Annotated in this window: 14 protein-coding genes and 1 other annotated feature; of the genes, 3 read left to right on the top strand and 11 right to left on the bottom strand. The window is 42.0% G+C overall.

What is annotated here, in order from left to right:
• Positions 1-102: 102 nt before the first annotated feature.
• Together iadA and yfcC are read right to left on the bottom strand one after the other, a co-directional pair.
• On the bottom strand, positions 103-1,281 hold the full coding sequence (iadA, locus tag ACOJQI_RS08310) for a beta-aspartyl-peptidase (protein ID WP_421384750.1): 1,179 nt from the start codon (positions 1,279-1,281) through the stop codon (positions 103-105).
• Between the two features lie 76 nt (positions 1,282-1,357).
• Positions 1,358-2,860 (bottom strand): putative basic amino acid antiporter YfcC, encoded by a 1,503-nt coding sequence (gene yfcC, locus ACOJQI_RS08305; RefSeq protein WP_421384748.1) that lies wholly within the window; start codon positions 2,858-2,860, stop codon positions 1,358-1,360.
• Between the two features lie 161 nt (positions 2,861-3,021).
• On the opposite strand from yfcC, the gene ACOJQI_RS08300 reads away from it, so the two are divergent.
• Positions 3,022-5,061, top strand: a complete 2,040-nt coding sequence (locus ACOJQI_RS08300) for a sigma-54 interaction domain-containing protein (protein WP_421384746.1) — start codon at positions 3,022-3,024, stop codon at positions 5,059-5,061.
• Between the two features lie 118 nt (positions 5,062-5,179).
• Here the strand turns inward: ACOJQI_RS08300 and spoVK are convergent, their stop codons facing one another.
• The 5 genes from spoVK to ACOJQI_RS08275 all read right to left on the bottom strand — a co-directional run bounded on the left by spoVK (position 5,180) and on the right by ACOJQI_RS08275 (position 10,045).
• A complete protein-coding gene (gene spoVK, locus ACOJQI_RS08295; protein WP_421384745.1) occupies positions 5,180-6,130 on the bottom strand; it encodes a stage V sporulation protein K in 951 nt (316 codons plus the stop codon).
• A 332-nt stretch (positions 6,131-6,462) separates the two neighbouring features.
• Positions 6,463-6,696 (bottom strand): RNA chaperone Hfq, encoded by a 234-nt coding sequence (hfq, locus tag ACOJQI_RS08290; protein ID WP_421384743.1) that lies wholly within the window; start codon positions 6,694-6,696, stop codon positions 6,463-6,465.
• Positions 6,697-6,723: 27 nt separating this feature from the next.
• The gene (miaA, locus tag ACOJQI_RS08285; RefSeq protein WP_421384741.1) at positions 6,724-7,677 is read right to left on the bottom strand and encodes a tRNA (adenosine(37)-N6)-dimethylallyltransferase MiaA; all 954 of its coding nucleotides are present in this window, start codon (positions 7,675-7,677) and stop codon (positions 6,724-6,726) included.
• A gap of 368 nt (positions 7,678-8,045) precedes the next feature.
• The gene (locus ACOJQI_RS08280; RefSeq protein WP_421384739.1) at positions 8,046-8,612 is read right to left on the bottom strand and encodes an MFS transporter; all 567 of its coding nucleotides are present in this window, start codon (positions 8,610-8,612) and stop codon (positions 8,046-8,048) included.
• Positions 8,609-10,045: an FAD-binding protein gene (locus tag ACOJQI_RS08275; RefSeq protein ID WP_421385426.1), complete on the bottom strand. Its 1,437-nt coding sequence runs from the start codon at positions 10,043-10,045 to the stop codon at positions 8,609-8,611. The genes ACOJQI_RS08280 and ACOJQI_RS08275 overlap by 4 nt, the downstream gene beginning before the upstream one ends.
• Before the next feature lie 163 nt (positions 10,046-10,208).
• On the opposite strand from ACOJQI_RS08275, the gene ACOJQI_RS08270 reads away from it, so the two are divergent.
• Positions 10,209-10,463, top strand: coding sequence for a small, acid-soluble spore protein, alpha/beta type (locus ACOJQI_RS08270; RefSeq protein WP_421384737.1), 255 nt, complete (start codon positions 10,209-10,211; stop codon positions 10,461-10,463).
• Positions 10,464-10,518: 55 nt separating this feature from the next.
• On the opposite strand, the gene ACOJQI_RS08265 is transcribed toward ACOJQI_RS08270, so the two are convergent.
• Entirely contained in the window at positions 10,519-11,007 is a 489-nt protein-coding gene (locus ACOJQI_RS08265) for a GNAT family N-acetyltransferase (RefSeq protein WP_421384735.1), read from the bottom strand.
• Positions 11,008-11,020: 13 nt separating this feature from the next.
• On the bottom strand, positions 11,021-12,016 hold the full coding sequence (locus ACOJQI_RS08260; RefSeq protein ID WP_421384733.1) for a tryptophan--tRNA ligase: 996 nt from the start codon (positions 12,014-12,016) through the stop codon (positions 11,021-11,023).
• 39 nt (positions 12,017-12,055) lie between these two features.
• Positions 12,056-12,289: a binding site (T-box leader), on the bottom strand.
• A gap of 153 nt (positions 12,290-12,442) precedes the next feature.
• Here ACOJQI_RS08260 and ACOJQI_RS08255 point away from each other — a divergent pair.
• Complete coding sequence (locus ACOJQI_RS08255; protein WP_421384731.1) at positions 12,443-12,778, top strand: DUF948 domain-containing protein; 336 nt, start codon at positions 12,443-12,445, stop codon at positions 12,776-12,778.
• Positions 12,779-12,818: 40 nt separating this feature from the next.
• On the opposite strand, the gene ACOJQI_RS08250 is transcribed toward ACOJQI_RS08255, so the two are convergent.
• Both ACOJQI_RS08250 and glpK read right to left on the bottom strand, forming a co-directional pair.
• A complete protein-coding gene (locus ACOJQI_RS08250) occupies positions 12,819-14,489 on the bottom strand; it encodes a glycerol-3-phosphate dehydrogenase/oxidase (protein WP_421384729.1) in 1,671 nt (556 codons plus the stop codon).
• A 160-nt stretch (positions 14,490-14,649) separates the two neighbouring features.
• Entirely contained in the window at positions 14,650-16,140 is a 1,491-nt protein-coding gene (gene glpK / locus ACOJQI_RS08245) for a glycerol kinase GlpK (protein ID WP_421384727.1), read from the bottom strand.
• Between the last annotated feature and the right edge of the window lie 164 nt (positions 16,141-16,304).

Below are 16,304 nucleotides of genomic sequence, written 5' to 3'. Positions count from 1 at the left end.
TATTATTAGCGAAATCGATAGAGACAATCGGCCGCCAAACTGCTGGAAAAGAAAAAAACTCGAACAAGATTTGTCCAAGTTTTTTTCTTTTCCATATTATCTTTACTCGAATGTTCCTTTTATTACAGCTTGTCCTTTTTCAACCATCACTTTCCCTCTTGCAACAACGGTATGAACTGCAAGAGTCTCTTTATCAACAATTACCGCGTCTGCATCTTTCCCTACCGTGATCGAGCCCTTCTGGTGAAGTTTCAGTATTCTGGCTGGGTTTGAGGTGATGACCTTGATGGCTGTCTCCAGGGGTATTCCCTCTTCAAGGACAGCATCCCTGACAGCATTGAACAAACTCGATACCTGTGCCACCTTAAGGCCTTTAAACTCTCCTTCTTTATTAAATTCCGGCAAGCTTCCCTGTCCATCTGAAGTAAAGGTAATATTTTCAACAGGCACCCCTTCATCAAGCATACGCTTCAATCCTTTTCCACACTCCACTTCACCGTCTTCAAGGAACTGAGGGATGGTACTTGTAGTGAAATCAACATATCCCCCCTTAAGGGCGAAATTGATTCCTTCTTCGAATAAATAAGGGTTGCGGTTAATATGTGTCGGATAAAATTGCTTAATCGGGATATCTGTATTTTCAATGACCTCATAAATTAATTTTAAGCAGTCACGGCTGTCTCCCAGGTGCACATTCACCACTCCTGATTTGCCGGATAATATGCCGCCGACCCTAGACTGGGATGCAATCCGCGCAAATTCTTCAGCTGTCGGCTGTGAAGAACGATGATCGCTAATCGCAATCTCACCTGTACCGATGATTTTATCTACAAGAAGAATGTCATCCTCAATTTTTCCAGTCAACGTTCTGACTGGCACTTGATAGGAACCAGTCTGTACATAGCAGGTGATCCCCTCTTCATCAAGTCCGCGCGCTTTTGCAACCAGGCTTGCCATCGTTCTCGTCGTGCCATCCGTCCCGATTACACCGACCAGCGTTGTGATTCCTGATAATGTCGCGTCAGTCAGCTTGATTTCCGGGGTCCGGGTTTTGTAGCCACCCTCACCTCCTCCGCCAAGTATATGGACATGGGAATCAATGAACCCGGGAAGAATTACTTTCCCCTCTGCATCAATGACCTTTATTCTCTCTGCAAAAAATCCTTCCGGTATATCTATCCGGTCTTCTATGAAACCTATTTTCTCATCGATGATCAATAAATCTTTCCTGCCTAAGTAATCTGGAGCATAGACTTCTCCATTACGTATTAGTACCAACATGATGTAAGCTCCTTTCAGTAAAGCACTTCCTTCTCAGGAGGAATCAATTCTCCCTCCTGAGCCTATTTATCTATCTCTAATATCCCATAAATACAGCTGTTATAACAAAAATCGACGACAATAGAAAGAGAATCAGCATAAATTTAATAATAAATTTCGCCCAAACACCCCAATCAACACGGGCAGCTCCCAAAGTCCCCATCAAGGCGGCAGAAGTCGGAACAAAGATGTTCGTCAATCCATCTCCCAGCTGAAACGCAAGAACGGCTACCTGCCGCGTTACACCGGCAATATCGGCAAGCGGGGCCATCAATGGCATCGTCAGTGCTGCCTGGCCTGAACCGGATACAACGAAAAAGTTGAAGATGGATTGAAACAGATACATGCTCCACGCTGAAATAGCTTCAGGGAAATCCCCTACAACCTGACCGGCTCCATATAAAACCGTATTGAGGACAGAAGGTGCATCCGGGCTGTCTCCGCCAAGAATGATGACAATACCCTTCGCCATACCGACTACAAGTGCTGCCGGAAGCAAATCTTTGGCCCCTTCAATAAATCCTTCTGCTAAGTCGTTCCAAGTCATGCCATTCAATTTGAACAATACTCCGATAACACCTGCAACTAAGCCGATGGTAAAGAACTGACTTGCAATCTCAGGGATATAGTAGGCATGTTCAATGACTCCCCAAATAATCCAGCCGATTCCTACCGCCACTGCACCAATCACAAGCATATGACCAATCGTAAAGGAAGCATTCAGATCTTGTACCCTTCCCTCTTTCCGAAAATAACTGTCTGTTTCATAAGAAGCACTTCTCTTTGGATCTTTCTTGATACTCTGAGCATACTTCCAAGTATAAAAAATTCCGAAAGCCGTGAAAACAACCCACATAACAATACGGAATGGCGCCCCGGAAAGAACCGGAACTCCGGAAACCCCTTGGGCGATCGCAACTCCGAACGGGTTCATCCACGAGGTGGCAAATCCTATTTGTGTCGCTACGTAAGTAATCATGATTCCTGTGATGGCATCATAACCAATTGCAACCATGATCGGAATCAGAATCATCGCAAACGCTATGGCTTCTTCACCCATTCCGAATACAGCCCCACCTAATGAAAATAGGAAGAACATAATAGGGATAATTAAAACTTCTTTGCCTTTTGTCCGGTCAATCACTTTCAATATCCCTTCTTCAATCGCCCTTGTCCTCATGATGATTCCGAATGCTCCGCCAATGATAAGAATAAAGGCAATAACACCAACAGCTGACCCCCATTTATCTCCAGATACAAGTCCTTCAAAGACATAATTTAAGAAACCTGCACCACCGCCAGGTTCAAATAAACTAGTTCCTTCCCTGACAAGATTCCCGTCATCATCTGTCACATAACTGAAAGAATTCGAATCAAGAACCGTTTTCGTCTGCTCTTCTCCGTCTTTCATATAAGTTATTTCCTGTGTTTCAAATTGCCCTTTTGGCACCATGTAGGTCAGCAAGGCTGCCAATATTACTACAAAAAATACAATTATGAATGTATGCGGCACCTTCCATGCTTTTTGTTCTTTACTCATTTCTTCCTCCCCCTCAATTTGTTCTCGCTTACATAGATGCAAGAATCGTGCCAATAAAAATAATCAGAAAATACTAATAAAATTGTGTTAAACTAATAGAACAGGTTAACCAATTACAACTCAAAACAACAAACATAAACCATTTAAAGGGGTGTACATAAATGCGTAAGTTAATTGTCATTGCCGGAACAAAAGAAACAGAGAAAGCATTGGTGAATCAGTTATCCTCTATTTTTGGAAAGCTCATTCAATTAGAAGGCTATGCAATTGATGAGGGGCTGCCTGACCGGTTTGAAAATGACCTCATTTTGTATTCTTCCTCATTAATAGAGGAAGAAGTCGAGAAACATATAGATTTTTCAACATGCACCATCATCGTTTCCACCAGAACGGTCAACTATGAGTTTATAGACCGTATCTTTGAATTATCTCCAGGCCAGAAGGTTTTATATGTAAATGACTTCATGAGAACAGCAGATGAGGCGATCGCCACACTGAAGGGTCTTGGAATCAACCATGTAGACTATATTCCCTTTTCCAGTGAAAGCGAAAGTATTCCCCCTGAAATTGATGTTGCAATTTCTCCAGGTGAAAACCATTTGATACCTGAAAGAATCAACACCAAAATTGATATCGGGGTAAGGCTCATTGATTTGAATACCATCATGAAAATCATCAGCCACTTTCGTTTATCTGATGAACTGAGTATCGATATCACCAACCGGTATACTAAGAAAATCATCGATCTTAGCCAGAAATTGTCCCATGTCCATATGCAGGCCAGGACTCTTAATAAATTTCTGAACAGAGTAGTAGACGGAGTGAACGACGGGATACTGGCATTTCAGGAGAATGGAGAAATCACCGTCTTTAATGAAGTCCTTGAAAAAATGCTTGGAATTTCTGCTAACTTCGCTAAAGGCAAAAAACTTTCACAGGTGTTTAAGAATATTGAACTGACCAAGTTCCTTTATTCTGAAGAAACAGAAGCCCAGGTCTTTCTTACGTTACGGCAGAGGGATGTCATGGTCTTTCGTTTTAGGATGAACGATGAAGCCATCACTGTGGCTACCTTTAAAGATTTGGATGAAACCCTGGAAATGGAAAAGGTCCGTAAGCAGGAACTGCAAAAGAAGGGCTACATTGCCAAGTATACCTTCTCGAGCATTCTCGGTTCTTCTACCATAATAAAGGAGACGAAAGCGATTGCTGCAAAACTTGCCAGAAGCGGACTCCCAATATTGATCCATGGAGAAACCGGAACAGGGAAAGAGTTGTTTTCTTCTGCCATCCATAATGAATCATCCAGGAAACATGAACCCTTCCTGGCGATCAATTGCGGTGCACTGCCGGATGATCTGCTTGAAAGTGAATTATTCGGATATGAAGAGGGCGCCTTTACAGGCGCAGTGAAGGGCGGCAAAAAAGGTGTGTTTGAGCAGGCAGACGGAGGCACTCTTTTTCTTGATGAAATCGGTGATATCAATCTGAAACTGCAGGCCAGGCTTCTAAGGGTACTGGAAGAAATGGAAGTCAGGCGGATCGGAGGAACCAAAAATATTTCCGTAGACGTCAGGATCATTTCAGCAACGAATAAAAACCTGGCCGAACTCGTTGCTGATGGAACCTTCAGGGAAGACCTTTATCATAGATTAAAAGTGCTGAATTTGAATCTCCCAAATCTCAAGGAGCGCAAGGAAGACATCCGCCTGCTGGCTGAGACGTTTATCCTGCAAGAATCGGGTACCCAAAAGACCTTATCACCAGAACTTCAGCACACTTTGGAAAATGCTGAATGGAAAGGGAATATCCGTGAGCTGAAAAACACGATCCTTTATATGCTTGCTGTTTCTGAAAGCAGCACGTTGACGGTACACGATCTTCCAAAGTCAGAATCTTTCCATCAACAGGAGGCACACGTTCAGGACTCGGATAGTATCCCGCCGTTAAGAGGAAAGGAATACCTGGCATTGTTGATGGCTATGGAAGTACTTCTCAACCAGAATCAAAATGCCAGCAGGCAGAAATTAAAAGAAAAGCTTGCTGGTAGCCCCCACCCCCTTTCCCTTCAACAAATCAGAACCAGGATGAAAGAACTCGAAGAGCTGGACTGCATAAGAATATACAAGGGCAGAAAAGGCACGGAGTTGACGGAAAAAGGGATAAACATGATTCAATATTTAAAAACCGAATTATATTAAAACTAAGGCAATCTGTTTATGTGCGCCACTTGAAATTCAAGAAGTGCAGACTGTAAATCAACGGCTGAACAAACAACAGCCAGCCCGGATTTTACATCCGGAACTGGCTGTGAGCTTCTTAATCTTCATTTGATGGGAAAATCAAATCATTGCTTCGGATGGTTAACAATTCATGACGGTCATAGGAATTGTGCATAAGCAGCCGCATCGCCTGGGAACGAATGGATTTTTCAATCACGTTCCTGACATATCTTCCATTCGAGAAAGCCGCAGGGCTGATGGCTGTTTTTATTTGTAGAAGGTGATCCCTCATTTTCCTCTCTGCATCGGTACTTAACTGATATTCTTTATCCGTCAGCATTCTCCGGCCAATCTCCATAAGCTGTTCGACGGAATAGTCCTGAAATTGAAACACAAGCGGAAAGCGCGAATGAAGTCCCGGATTCAACGTCAGGAATTGATCCATTTCCCGGGAATATCCCGCAAGGATAAGTATGAAATCATGCTGCTTATCTTCCATATGTTTTACAAGCGTGTCGATAGCCTCTTTTCCGAAGTCCTTTTCTCCTCCACGGCCAAGCGAATATGCCTCATCGACAAAGAGAATACCGCCCATCGCTTTCTTAATCAGGTCCCTTGTCTTCTGTGCGGTATGTCCGATATATTCACCAACCAGGTCTGCTCTTTCTGCTTCAATCAGATGGCCTTTGGAAAGTACATTCATTTTATGAAATAACTTACCTATTAACCTGGCGACCGTAGTTTTTCCAGTTCCGGGGTTCCCTTTAAACATCATGTGCAATGCCTGCTTACCTGCTTTGAGACCCGCTTCTTCCCTCTTTTTATTCACATATATCCACGCATATATTTCTTTCACCATTTTTTTCATATCTTCCATACCCACTAAGGTGGCCAGCTCTGATTCAATTTCTTTCAGTGCTGCGTGTTCCTGAGGAATGACTTTGACGGGCTCTTCCGCTTTTTTCAACTCCCGAATCGGGTTTCGTTTATGTGAATTTAATACGATGCTAATTTGTCCATTATTCTTCATTCTCATCGGTTGTTCCATATCTTCACCTCACCATTCTATACAGTATACGTCTGGAGGTTTTTAACGGTGACAAATGCCCATATACCTTTAGAAAAACTCTCTTATCATCCTATTCATGTTGTTATGAATTCATTATCACTATTTTGTATTGAGGCAGGTTCCATAAGCCCGGCATAAAACTAATGTATGCCTGGTATGAGATAAGTATAATTTTCGTTGTCATTCTTGACGATAAATATATTATGTAAAGTCCTTTATAAAAAGGATTCTGGTTTTTGTAAAAGGAAGCAAGCGGATTAAACGACAAAAAACACACCGGAAACCCGATGTGTTTTATCACTTAAATTGAATTATTGGTTTTCATCATAATTAATTTGAACGTTTCGCTGTGGGGAGAAGGTTGAAATTGCATGCTTATAGACCATCTGCTGCTTTCCTTCTGACTCAAACAGTACGGTAAAGTTATCAAAACCTTTGACAAGACCGCGGATTTGGAAACCGTTCAATAAGAATACAGTGACTTGCGTGTTGTCTTTTCGTAACTGGTTAAGAAATTGATCTTGAATATTAATTGCCTGTTTCATGTTAAGTCCTCCTCTTCTATCTCTATCTTAACTATTCGACCATAACCCTAGCTTTCCTGCAACAAAATCCGATATCTCTTCAATTTTTTTGTTATTTTCCCTTGTATTTGTCATGTCAAACCACTCGACATCCATTTTATTACGGAACCAGGTCAACTGACGTTTAGCGTATCGCCGCGAGTTCTGCTTCAGATTTTCCACTGCATCTTCCAAGGTCACTTTACCGTCGAGAAATTCATAGATTTCTTTATAGCCGATTGCCTGTATGGACTGGGCTTCCTTTAATCCCTGGTCATATAAGGATTTCACTTCTTCCAGAAGGCCCTCTTTCATCATCAAGTCAACCCTCAAATCGATCCTGCTGTATAATACATCCCTGTCCATGGTCAATCCGACAAGTGCCACATCATACAGTAGTTCGTTATGCTGATTTTGTTGATACTCTGTCATCGTCTTCCCGGTACAGTGATAAATTTCCAACGCCCTGATGACTCTCCGGATATTATTTGGATGGATATTGAAAGCAGCTTTGGGATCAATCTGTTCAAGCCTTCTATGTATCTCTTCGTTTCCGAGCTTTTCGGCTTCCTTTTCCAGTCCGTTTCGGTATGCTTCATCTCCTGGAGCATCTGTGAATTGATAATCGTAAATGACAGATTGAATGTATAAACCAGTGCCGCCGACGATCATCGGCAGCTTCCCGCGGCTGTGGATTTCTGAAATTTTTCCTCTGACCAGCTCTTGAAATTCTGCTGCAGAAAAATTCTCTTCCGGTTCCCTAATATCAATCAGGTGGTGGGGAACACCTTTCATCTCTTCTTCACTTATTTTGGCTGTACCGATATCCATTGTTTTGTAAATCTGCATGGAGTCCCCGCTGATGATTTCCCCATTGAATTTTTGCGCCAAATGGATGCTTGCCGCTGTTTTCCCAACAGCAGTAGGGCCTATAAGTACGACGAGTTTCTCTTTCTGTTTCAAACGATTCACTGCTTTCTATGTAAAAGGATAAGTTTACATATTATCGTACCATAAGAATTCAATAGTTACATATCAGAAGAGTATAACCAAGTGTATCTTTTTTATACATATATTTTGAATAGAGTTTTTGTTATGATTTCCGCTTCAGGTACCCGACTCCGCGGGGCGTGCGGTGAGCCTCCTCGGGTTCCCCTGCGGGGTCTCACCTGTCACGCTAGTCCCGCAGGAGATCGAGCACCTTCCGCTCCAATCAGACATAGTTTACAGTCCTGGTCAAAGGAGCTTGCCTTTCTGTAAGTACTTCAATTTCAATTCAATGATCACTTAACTCTTCTAATAGGACTTAGAATATTTTTCGGTTTCCGTTATTATGCCGAAAGGTCTTCCTTTACCGGATTGCCGCCATTCTTCTGTTCAAAGAAAAGCAGCGCTATGCCGCTTCCTGCGAATAAGAACGATCCAATGTAGAAGATGAACGAAATGGTAAAGAAGTCAATCAGTACACCCGTGGCAAATACTGCAAAGGCAGCAAATAGAGATGTCCAGAAGTGGTATTTACCGATTTTCCGTCCAGCGTCCTTCCCCTGGAACACTTCACCTGCCATGGTCTTTTCACATGTTTTTTGAACAGCTCCCAAAAAACCCAAAATCACTTGCAGAATGTAAACCCCAATGAGTGTCTCCACTACAGGAATCAGCAAGAAGATAAAAGCCATTCCCCAGGCGTATCCTATAAGGAAGTTGCGGCTTCCGACCTTATCTGAAACCGACCCAATCCAACGGTGAAATAGCGCGGAACTTAATGTGAATAATCCGTAAGCAAAGCCGAAACTGGAAAAGTTTGAGCCTATATTCTTAATGAAGAGTAAATAAAAAGGAAACGATACAGAACTGGCCATCGTGGCAAAACTTTGCGAAAGTATAAAATATCTCATTCTCCATACACCTCATAAAAATGATTCATGAACACTTTATTTGGATCGAGTCTTCTTTTGCTCTCGAAAAATTCTTCTGTTCTTGGATAAGCTTTGCGCATTTGTTCCTTTGTTGGATAAGAGTAATATGGCAGGTAGTAGCTTCCTTGATGCTTCAACGTTACATCTACCATTTTCCTGATAATCCTTTCTGTGTCTGCTTTTCCTTCAATTGATTTGTCCTGATTGATCAAAAGAACCAATGCAAACATATCCTCCTTGGAATAAGACAAGACAGCATCCTCGTTTTCTTCAACATACCGGATTGTGACATTGATCAGATTCAATTCTTCTTCTTCCAATACATCCCTCAAGTCATCTATATACTCTGTGAATCTTTCCACAGGAACGAAATACTCTTGCAGGACATCCGTATCTTTACTGCTTTCATATTCCATAAACTTTGATTCCGATCTCATTGCATTATTCCTGGTAACGAAATCTCCATCTTTTCCAGTGAAATAAGTCTTTTGCATGTCCCAGAATATATCCTTTCCCCAATCAGAATTCCTGGAGACTCCAAGCATGAACTTTGAAATGAAAGTTCCTTTTTCCCCTTTGAGATCCTTATATTTTTCTGTTCCTTCACTATCTGAATGGACATAATCTGTAACATACATATCCTTTAGGAAAGTATCTGGTGCAGTGGAAATTCGGGCAAGGTGCATTTTGACATCCGGGTTCCCTTTTACCTCTTTTTCAAAAAATTCGCTGTATTCATCATACGTTAGATGAGTTGTTTTCATTTCATAGAGCTCATCTTCTGTCAGTTGCAGTTCCACATCAAGGATGACTCCAAATAACCCGTATCCGCCGATGACCAAAGGGAAATATTCTTCATTTTCATTCCTTGAAACATTGATAATCTCTCCATCATGTTTTAATAATCGGAAAGAGTTGACTGTTTCAATTAATGAACCATGCCTTATATCCCTCCCATGAACATTGACTGAGAGCGAACCGCCAATTGTGAATATATTTTGCGACTGCATTACTTTAACAGCCAGGCCATGAGGATTGGCTGCTTCTTGCACATCTGCCCAGGTTGCACCGCTTTGAACCCGGATGGTCTTCTTATCGATATCCAAGTCCAGTACTTTATTATAAGTGGTCATATCCAGTACGACACTTCCGGGATAATAGGTGTGACCTCCCTGGCTGTGCATTTTTCCAGCTATTGAAACTTTCAAATTATCCCCAACGGCTTTTTCCACCGTATCAACAATCCCTTGTTCTTCTTTCCCCTTCATAACCTTTTCTATTTTGGTCGGCATCAATCCACCTATATCACTCACTGTTTTTGAGTTTTTTGTCTCTGGTTCCTGAATCAAAGTAACAAACAGGAGACTGTAACTGAGAAGAAATAAGATCAGGACACCAATTTTTCTGGACATACTTCGTTCAATGTTCAACTTCCTCACTACTTCCACCCCTCATTTACCAAAATTCCCATCCTTTTCTAAGTGTAATTTTACACTATTAAAGTTAAATTACAACATTTTTCTGATATATTTTTTCCTTCTTCCCATAATAATAATAAGCGAAAGGATGATTGATATGAGTAAAAATAAGCTGCTCGTTCCCGGGGCAAGGAATGGTTTGAATACAATGAAAGCCAACTTATTTCATCAAAAAGATCCTTCTGCAGTAAAATTTGAAGCTGCAAAAGAGCAGGGAGTTCCGTTAAGTAATAGATATAACGGGGAATTGAGTTCGAGGGAAGCTGGAAAAGTCGGTGGAAAAATCGGTGGAAACATGGTCAAAGAAATGATTAAGATGGCAGAGGAATCGCTGGCTAAGAAGGGGAAGTAGAATTCAATTTGAACAAAAAAAACAGACCAGATCGAGTTGGTCTGTTTTCAGCTTGTTATTTAGACAAATACTTTCCATTGCCTTTTAGCGAATAAGTCAAAATCGACTGCCAGCCTTTTCTACCCATCAATTTGTTACCTTGGTCTTCAAAACCCGTTCTCAAATATAATGTTCTCGCTGCTATATTTCTTTCGTTTACAGCAAGGACAACTTCATCTGTACCAGGAAAATGTTTTCTGATGAAATCGGAAAGCAGTTTCATTGCCTCTTTTGCATATCCCTTGCCTTGGTGAATTTGATTAATGGAAAAGGCTCTCAACAGCAGAGCATTTGGGTTTGTCGTATAATCCCTGATTGCTTCCCCTTGATGAAGCACAAAAAATCCAACGGCTTTCTCGTTAAGAGTGATAACAACAGGAAATCTATTTTCATCAATAATCTGTAATGCTTCTTCAGGTAAAGCCGTGAATTGATGCTGTTCATTCACAAGCGAGAATGCATACAGATCCTCTTTGAATTTTTCACTGTAGAACTGAAGTTCCATATAGTTCCCCCTCTCAGCAGCCGATCATTTCTTTGATTCGCTTTAGTTGTGCTGCCGCCGTTTGCCTTGCTTGTTCAGCACCTTTCGCAAGGATTTTGTCAATTTCTTCTTTATTGTTCAGAAAATCGTAGTATTTACGTCGTGGTTCACTAAGTTCCCTGTTCATCACTTCAAACACTTCTTTCTTCACTTGTCCCCAGCCTATGCCAATCTCGTATTTTTCCCTCATCGCTTCCATTTCCTCTTTGGTCGCAAACTCCTTATAAAGAGTAAACAAGGATGAACCTTTAACATCTTTTGGCTCCTCTGGCGGTGTTGAATCAGTGACTATTTTGTTGACAAGCTTTTTCAGGGCTTTCTCTTCAGCGAACAGCGGGATGGTATTTCCATAGCTTTTACTCATCTTTCTTCCATCCAGACCAGGAATGACTGCCGTTTCTTCCTCTATTACATACTCTGGAAGCTTGATTGCATCACCGAAGGTACGGTTGAAATTTTCAGCTATATCTCTCGCTATCTCCACATGCTGTACCTGATCTTTTCCTACAGGAACTTTATTAGAGTTAAACAACAGGATATCTGCTGCCATCAGAATCGGATACGTAAATAATCCCATATTGACTCCCGCATCCGGATCATTCCCTTCCTGATTATTTTCCTCTACCTTGGCTTTATAGGCATGTGCCCTGTTCATCAGGCCTTTTGGTGTCAAGCAGGATAGAATCCAATGGAGCTCAAGGATTTCAGGTACATCTGATTGTCTATAGAAAACCACTTTTTCGGGATCCAATCCAAGAGAAAGCCATGCGGCGGCAATTTCATACGTATATTCTTTATATTTTTGCGGGTCCTGCACTGAATTCAATGCATGATAATCCGCTATAAAATAAATTCCTTGTGAGCTGCTGTCCTCTGCCATCTCAAGAGCCGGTTTAATCGCGCCGATATAATTTCCGAGATGGGGATGTCCTGTCGGTTTTATCCCTGTTAATACTGTTGGTTTTTCCATGAAAATTCCCCCTAAAAAATAAAAAGGGGCCCCCCATCCGAAAAGGACGAGAAACCCCGCGGTGCCACCTTCATTTACCCTTTAATAAGGGCAATCTTAAAAAAGAGCTGATTGAAGCTCTTCTATTCCTTTTATCGGTGGAACTCTCCGCCGGCCTATTGTTTCAGCCTGGATGCTCTAAAGCCCATTCAGCACAGACCGACACTGATTCCCACCAGCCATCAGCTCTCTTAAGTCTTTTCCGCGCCTACTCTTCTTCTTCATCGCATAATATTAAAAAAATTTTGATTTCATTATAGCTGATTGTATTCCAGAAGGCAAACAAATTTTTCCACTGTTTTCTGTCTGTTTCATTCTTGCCATTAAGGGTAAAGAAAAATAAAGATTTTTTCACCTATGGACAATAGAAGTAATAGGAGGTCTAACATGATCATTGTCTATTTAAGCATCGCACTATTTGTCCTTTCCATCGCCTATTTGGGATTTGAAGGATTTAAGTTCATGAAAAAAACAAAGCCGACTTTGAATCATTTGAACAAAACTGTGGAAAGCCTGCAGCAAAGAGCTCAGTCACTGCAGGAGGAAACCAATGAACTTTCCACTCACAGCCAGGAAATCAAGGGAGATATTGATGAAAAGAAAGATAATATCCAATATACGGTTGGTGCCGTTAAACAACTGCCAAAACCCGTAAAGAAGATTTGGGAGAACAATTTCAAAAAACCGGATGAAGGGAAAAACTATCGTACTTCGAATGGTTGATTAGCTAGAAAAGTCTCATACCAGCGTATGAGACTCTTTTTTATATTCGTTTATTTACTGGCACCTGAGCATCTCTGATGGCATTATCCAATTCAATCATGTACTTTTTCTTCAGATCGGAATTCCAATCAAGAAGGATTGCCATCACATTAACAACACTTTTTTTCCATTGCTTTACCCATTCAATATCAAAGAATAGCTTACCTGTTCTTCTCATAAAAAAGTCAATTGGTGTGACGGCCATTTCTTCGTTAATCGAGTAAAGCAGAATTGCATAAATTTCAGCTGGAAGTTCTTTTTCCGAAGCCGTTGTCGTCTTTTTATATGCATGAGCGACCTTGAACAATTCATCCACATTGGACCCGTATTGCTGGACAAGTTCCCGTCCCGATTCAGTGCTCACACCGAATTGTTCAGCCTCGATTGTCTTTTTTTCTAAGAATGATTGAAATCCTGCTGAACCGCCAACATCACCTCCAGATATGGGCATATGTTTGGTTTTGGATGCGGGATAATTCTTTTGGGTTTCTTGTTTCATCCTTCTGGCAATCAAGTCGACTACATGCTCCGCCATTTTACGATAACCGGTCAGTTTGCCTCCGGCTATGGTCACCAAGCCGCTTTCTCCTTCCCACACTTCATCTTTCCTGGAGATTTCCGAAGGGTCTTTTCCTTCTTCAAAAATCAGCGGCCGGACACCTGCCCAGCTGGATTCTACATCTTCCTTTTCCACCTTCACATTTGGAAACATATAGAGGATTGCTTTCAACAAATACTCGCGGTCATCTTCGGTCATTTGAGGACTGGATGTATCACCTTCAAAAAAAGTATCAGTCGTGCCCACATAGGCTTTTCCTTCCCGTGGAATGGCAAAAACCATTCTTCCATCAGGTGTATCAAAATAAACAGCCTGCTTTAAAGGGAATTTTGCCTGGTCAATCACAATATGGACACCTTTTGTATGTCTGAGCTTTTTATTATTGACTGAATAATCTCTTTTCCTCACCTGATCCACCCAAGGACCTGAGGCATTGACGACCTTTTGGGAATTGACCTCGAATGTTTCCCCTGTCAGAACATCCCTTGCTTGAATGCCCTTCACTTTTTTCCCTTTATAAAGGAAATGCTCTGCTTTTACATAATTCAATGCTGCTGCACCATGTTCAACAGCCTTTTTCATCACTTCTATGGTCAAACGGGCATCATCTGTCCTGTATTCAACATAGTACCCTCCCCCCTTTAACCCTTTTTTCTTAATTAAAGGCTCTTTTTCAAGAGTTTTGGAAGCAGAAAGCATTTTTCTTCTTTCGTTTTTTTTGACTCCGGCAAGATAGTCATACACCCTTAAGCCAACCGAAGTACTGAACATGCCGAAACTTCCCCCTTTATGTATCGGCAGCAGCATCCATTCCGGTGTGGTGACATGTGGACCATTTTCATAGACAATCTCTCTTTCCTTCCCGACTTCTGCAACCATCCTCACTTCATATTGTTTTAAATAGCGCAGTCCTCCATGGACCAGCTTGGTTGAACGGCTGGAAGTGCCAGCTGCAAAATCCTGCATCTCCACCAAAGCGACCTTCATGCCGCGTGATGATGCATCAAGAGCAATGCCGGCACCCGTTATTCCACCGCCAATGACGATAAGATCAAAGTGTTCCTGTATTAATTGTTCTTTTATTTGGTTTCTTTGCAGGCTTGAAAAACTCATCTGCCACTCCCCCGCTTCTGTTCTGTGCAATAAAAAAGAGACCCGGGACAAACATTACCGAAAAAGCATAATGTTGTCAGGTCTCTCTACATACTCAAAGTGTTTATTAACTTGATTTTCATAATAACATAACTTTCATATTTTTTAAATTATTTTCAGGTCATTTAAAAACCATCGCCGCCTTCACAGCTTTCTTCCAACCCCCGTAATATTTTTCAATTTCAGCTTCTTTCATTTCCGGTTCGAACTTTCGATCCAAGTTCCATTGAGCAGTGATCTCACTTGTATCTTTCCAGTAACCTACCGCGAGGCCGGCGAGATAGGCAGCTCCCAATGCAGTCGTTTCATTCACGACAGGCCGCTCAACTCCTGTTCCTAGAATATCACTCTGGAATTGCATTAAGAAGTCGTTTTTGACTGCTCCCCCATCAACCCGAAGCGTCTTAAGGCCTAAGCCGGAATCGGCTTCCATGGCAGTGAGTACATCTTTTGTTTGGTAAGCTAGGGATTCTAAGACTGCACGGATAAAATGTTCCTTGGATGTCCCGCGGGTAAGCCCAAAAACAGCTCCGCGAACATCACTGTCCCAGTAAGGAGTACCGAGCCCGACAAAGGCAGGAACGACATAGACGCCTTCATTGCTTTCCGTTTTCTCCGCATAACCTTCCGTCTCGCTTGCATTCTTAATCATACGCAATCCATCACGCAGCCATTGGATTGCCGAACCGGCTACGAATATACTGCCCTCGAGTGCATACTCTACCTTGCCGTTATAACCCCAAGCAATCGTTGTCAGCAGTCCATTTTCAGATTTGACTGCCTTTTCACCTGTGTTCATCAACATAAAGCAGCCAGTGCCATAGGTGTTCTTTGCCATCCCTTCTGAAAAGCAGGCCTGGCCGAACAATGCTGCCTGCTGATCTCCTGCCACCCCGGCAATGGGGATTTCCTGTCCAAAGAAATGGTAGGGGACCGTCTGGCCGTAAATTTCAGAAGACGGTTTCACTTCAGGCAGCATGCTTTCCGGCACCCCTAAAATATCGAGCAGCTCCTGGTCCCACTTTAAATCAAAGATATTATACATCAGTGTACGGGAGGCATTAGAGTAATCTGTTACATGAGTTTTGCCGCCAGAAAGCTTCCAGATCAACCAGGTATCAATCGTGCCAAAAAGCAGCTCCCCTTTTTGTGCTTTCATTCTTGCTCCTTCCACATTGTCAAGAATCCACTTCACTTTGGTTCCTGAAAAGTAAGCATCGATCAGCAGACCTGTCTTCTTGCGGAAAATATCTTCAAATCCCTTTCCCTTTAACTCTTCACATATATTAGCTGTCTGGCGTGACTGCCAAACGAGTGCATTATAGACAGGCTCGCCGGTATTCTTGTCCCATACCACCGTTGTTTCCCGCTGGTTCGTGATTCCGATAGCTGCAACCTCAGCCGGTTTGACTGAGGATTCAGAAAGCACTGCCGCTATAACCGCCAGTATCGATCCCCAAATTTCATTTGGGTTATGTTCCACCCAGCCTGGTTTCGGGAAATGCTGGGTAAATTCCTTTTGTGCGGTATGGACAATCCCCCCTCGTTTATTAAAAAGGATCGCCCTCGAACTGGTCGTTCCTTGGTCTAAAGATAATATGTATTTTGCCAAGTCTACCACTCCTTCTTGGAAGTAATCTCAGTAACCCGGAAAAAAGCAGAAAAACCCACACAACTATCGCTTGCGATAAACTGTGTGAGTCTCATCTTTTTCCTTCACGAATCATTTTCTTAATTTTAGATTAATAAATTATGGAAACGTTGTCAAATATCTTC

This window comes from Bacillus salacetis (genome assembly GCF_049177075.1).
In the GTDB taxonomy this organism is placed as follows: Bacteria; Bacillota; Bacilli; order Bacillales; family Bacillaceae_B; genus Rossellomorea; species Rossellomorea salacetis_A.
The sequence above is the reverse complement of the archived record's forward strand: the minus strand, read 5'-3'. Positions and strand labels throughout refer to the sequence as shown.

What these genes read in the sequence shown, in the direction of transcription:
- ACOJQI_RS08260 (WP_421384733.1), bottom strand. Translation starts at nt 12,016, where the DNA reads ATGGAAAAACCAACAGTATTAACAGGGATAAAACCGACAGGACATCCC.
- ACOJQI_RS08255 (WP_421384731.1), top strand. Translation starts at nt 12,443, where the DNA reads ATGATCATTGTCTATTTAAGCATCGCACTATTTGTCCTTTCCATCGCC.
- ACOJQI_RS08280 (WP_421384739.1), bottom strand. Translation starts at nt 8,612, where the DNA reads ATGAGATATTTTATACTTTCGCAAAGTTTTGCCACGATGGCCAGTTCT.
- ACOJQI_RS08270 (WP_421384737.1), top strand. Translation starts at nt 10,209, where the DNA reads ATGAGTAAAAATAAGCTGCTCGTTCCCGGGGCAAGGAATGGTTTGAAT.
- spoVK (WP_421384745.1), bottom strand. Translation starts at nt 6,130, where the DNA reads ATGGAACAACCGATGAGAATGAAGAATAATGGACAAATTAGCATCGTA.
- yfcC (WP_421384748.1), bottom strand. Translation starts at nt 2,860, where the DNA reads ATGAGTAAAGAACAAAAAGCATGGAAGGTGCCGCATACATTCATAATT.
- iadA (WP_421384750.1), bottom strand. Translation starts at nt 1,281, where the DNA reads ATGTTGGTACTAATACGTAATGGAGAAGTCTATGCTCCAGATTACTTA.
- ACOJQI_RS08300 (WP_421384746.1), top strand. Translation starts at nt 3,022, where the DNA reads ATGCGTAAGTTAATTGTCATTGCCGGAACAAAAGAAACAGAGAAAGCA.
- ACOJQI_RS08275 (WP_421385426.1), bottom strand. Translation starts at nt 10,045, where the DNA reads ATGTCCAGAAAAATTGGTGTCCTGATCTTATTTCTTCTCAGTTACAGT.
- ACOJQI_RS08250 (WP_421384729.1), bottom strand. Translation starts at nt 14,489, where the DNA reads ATGAGTTTTTCAAGCCTGCAAAGAAACCAAATAAAAGAACAATTAATA.
- ACOJQI_RS08265 (WP_421384735.1), bottom strand. Translation starts at nt 11,007, where the DNA reads ATGGAACTTCAGTTCTACAGTGAAAAATTCAAAGAGGATCTGTATGCA.
- hfq (WP_421384743.1), bottom strand. Translation starts at nt 6,696, where the DNA reads ATGAAACAGGCAATTAATATTCAAGATCAATTTCTTAACCAGTTACGA.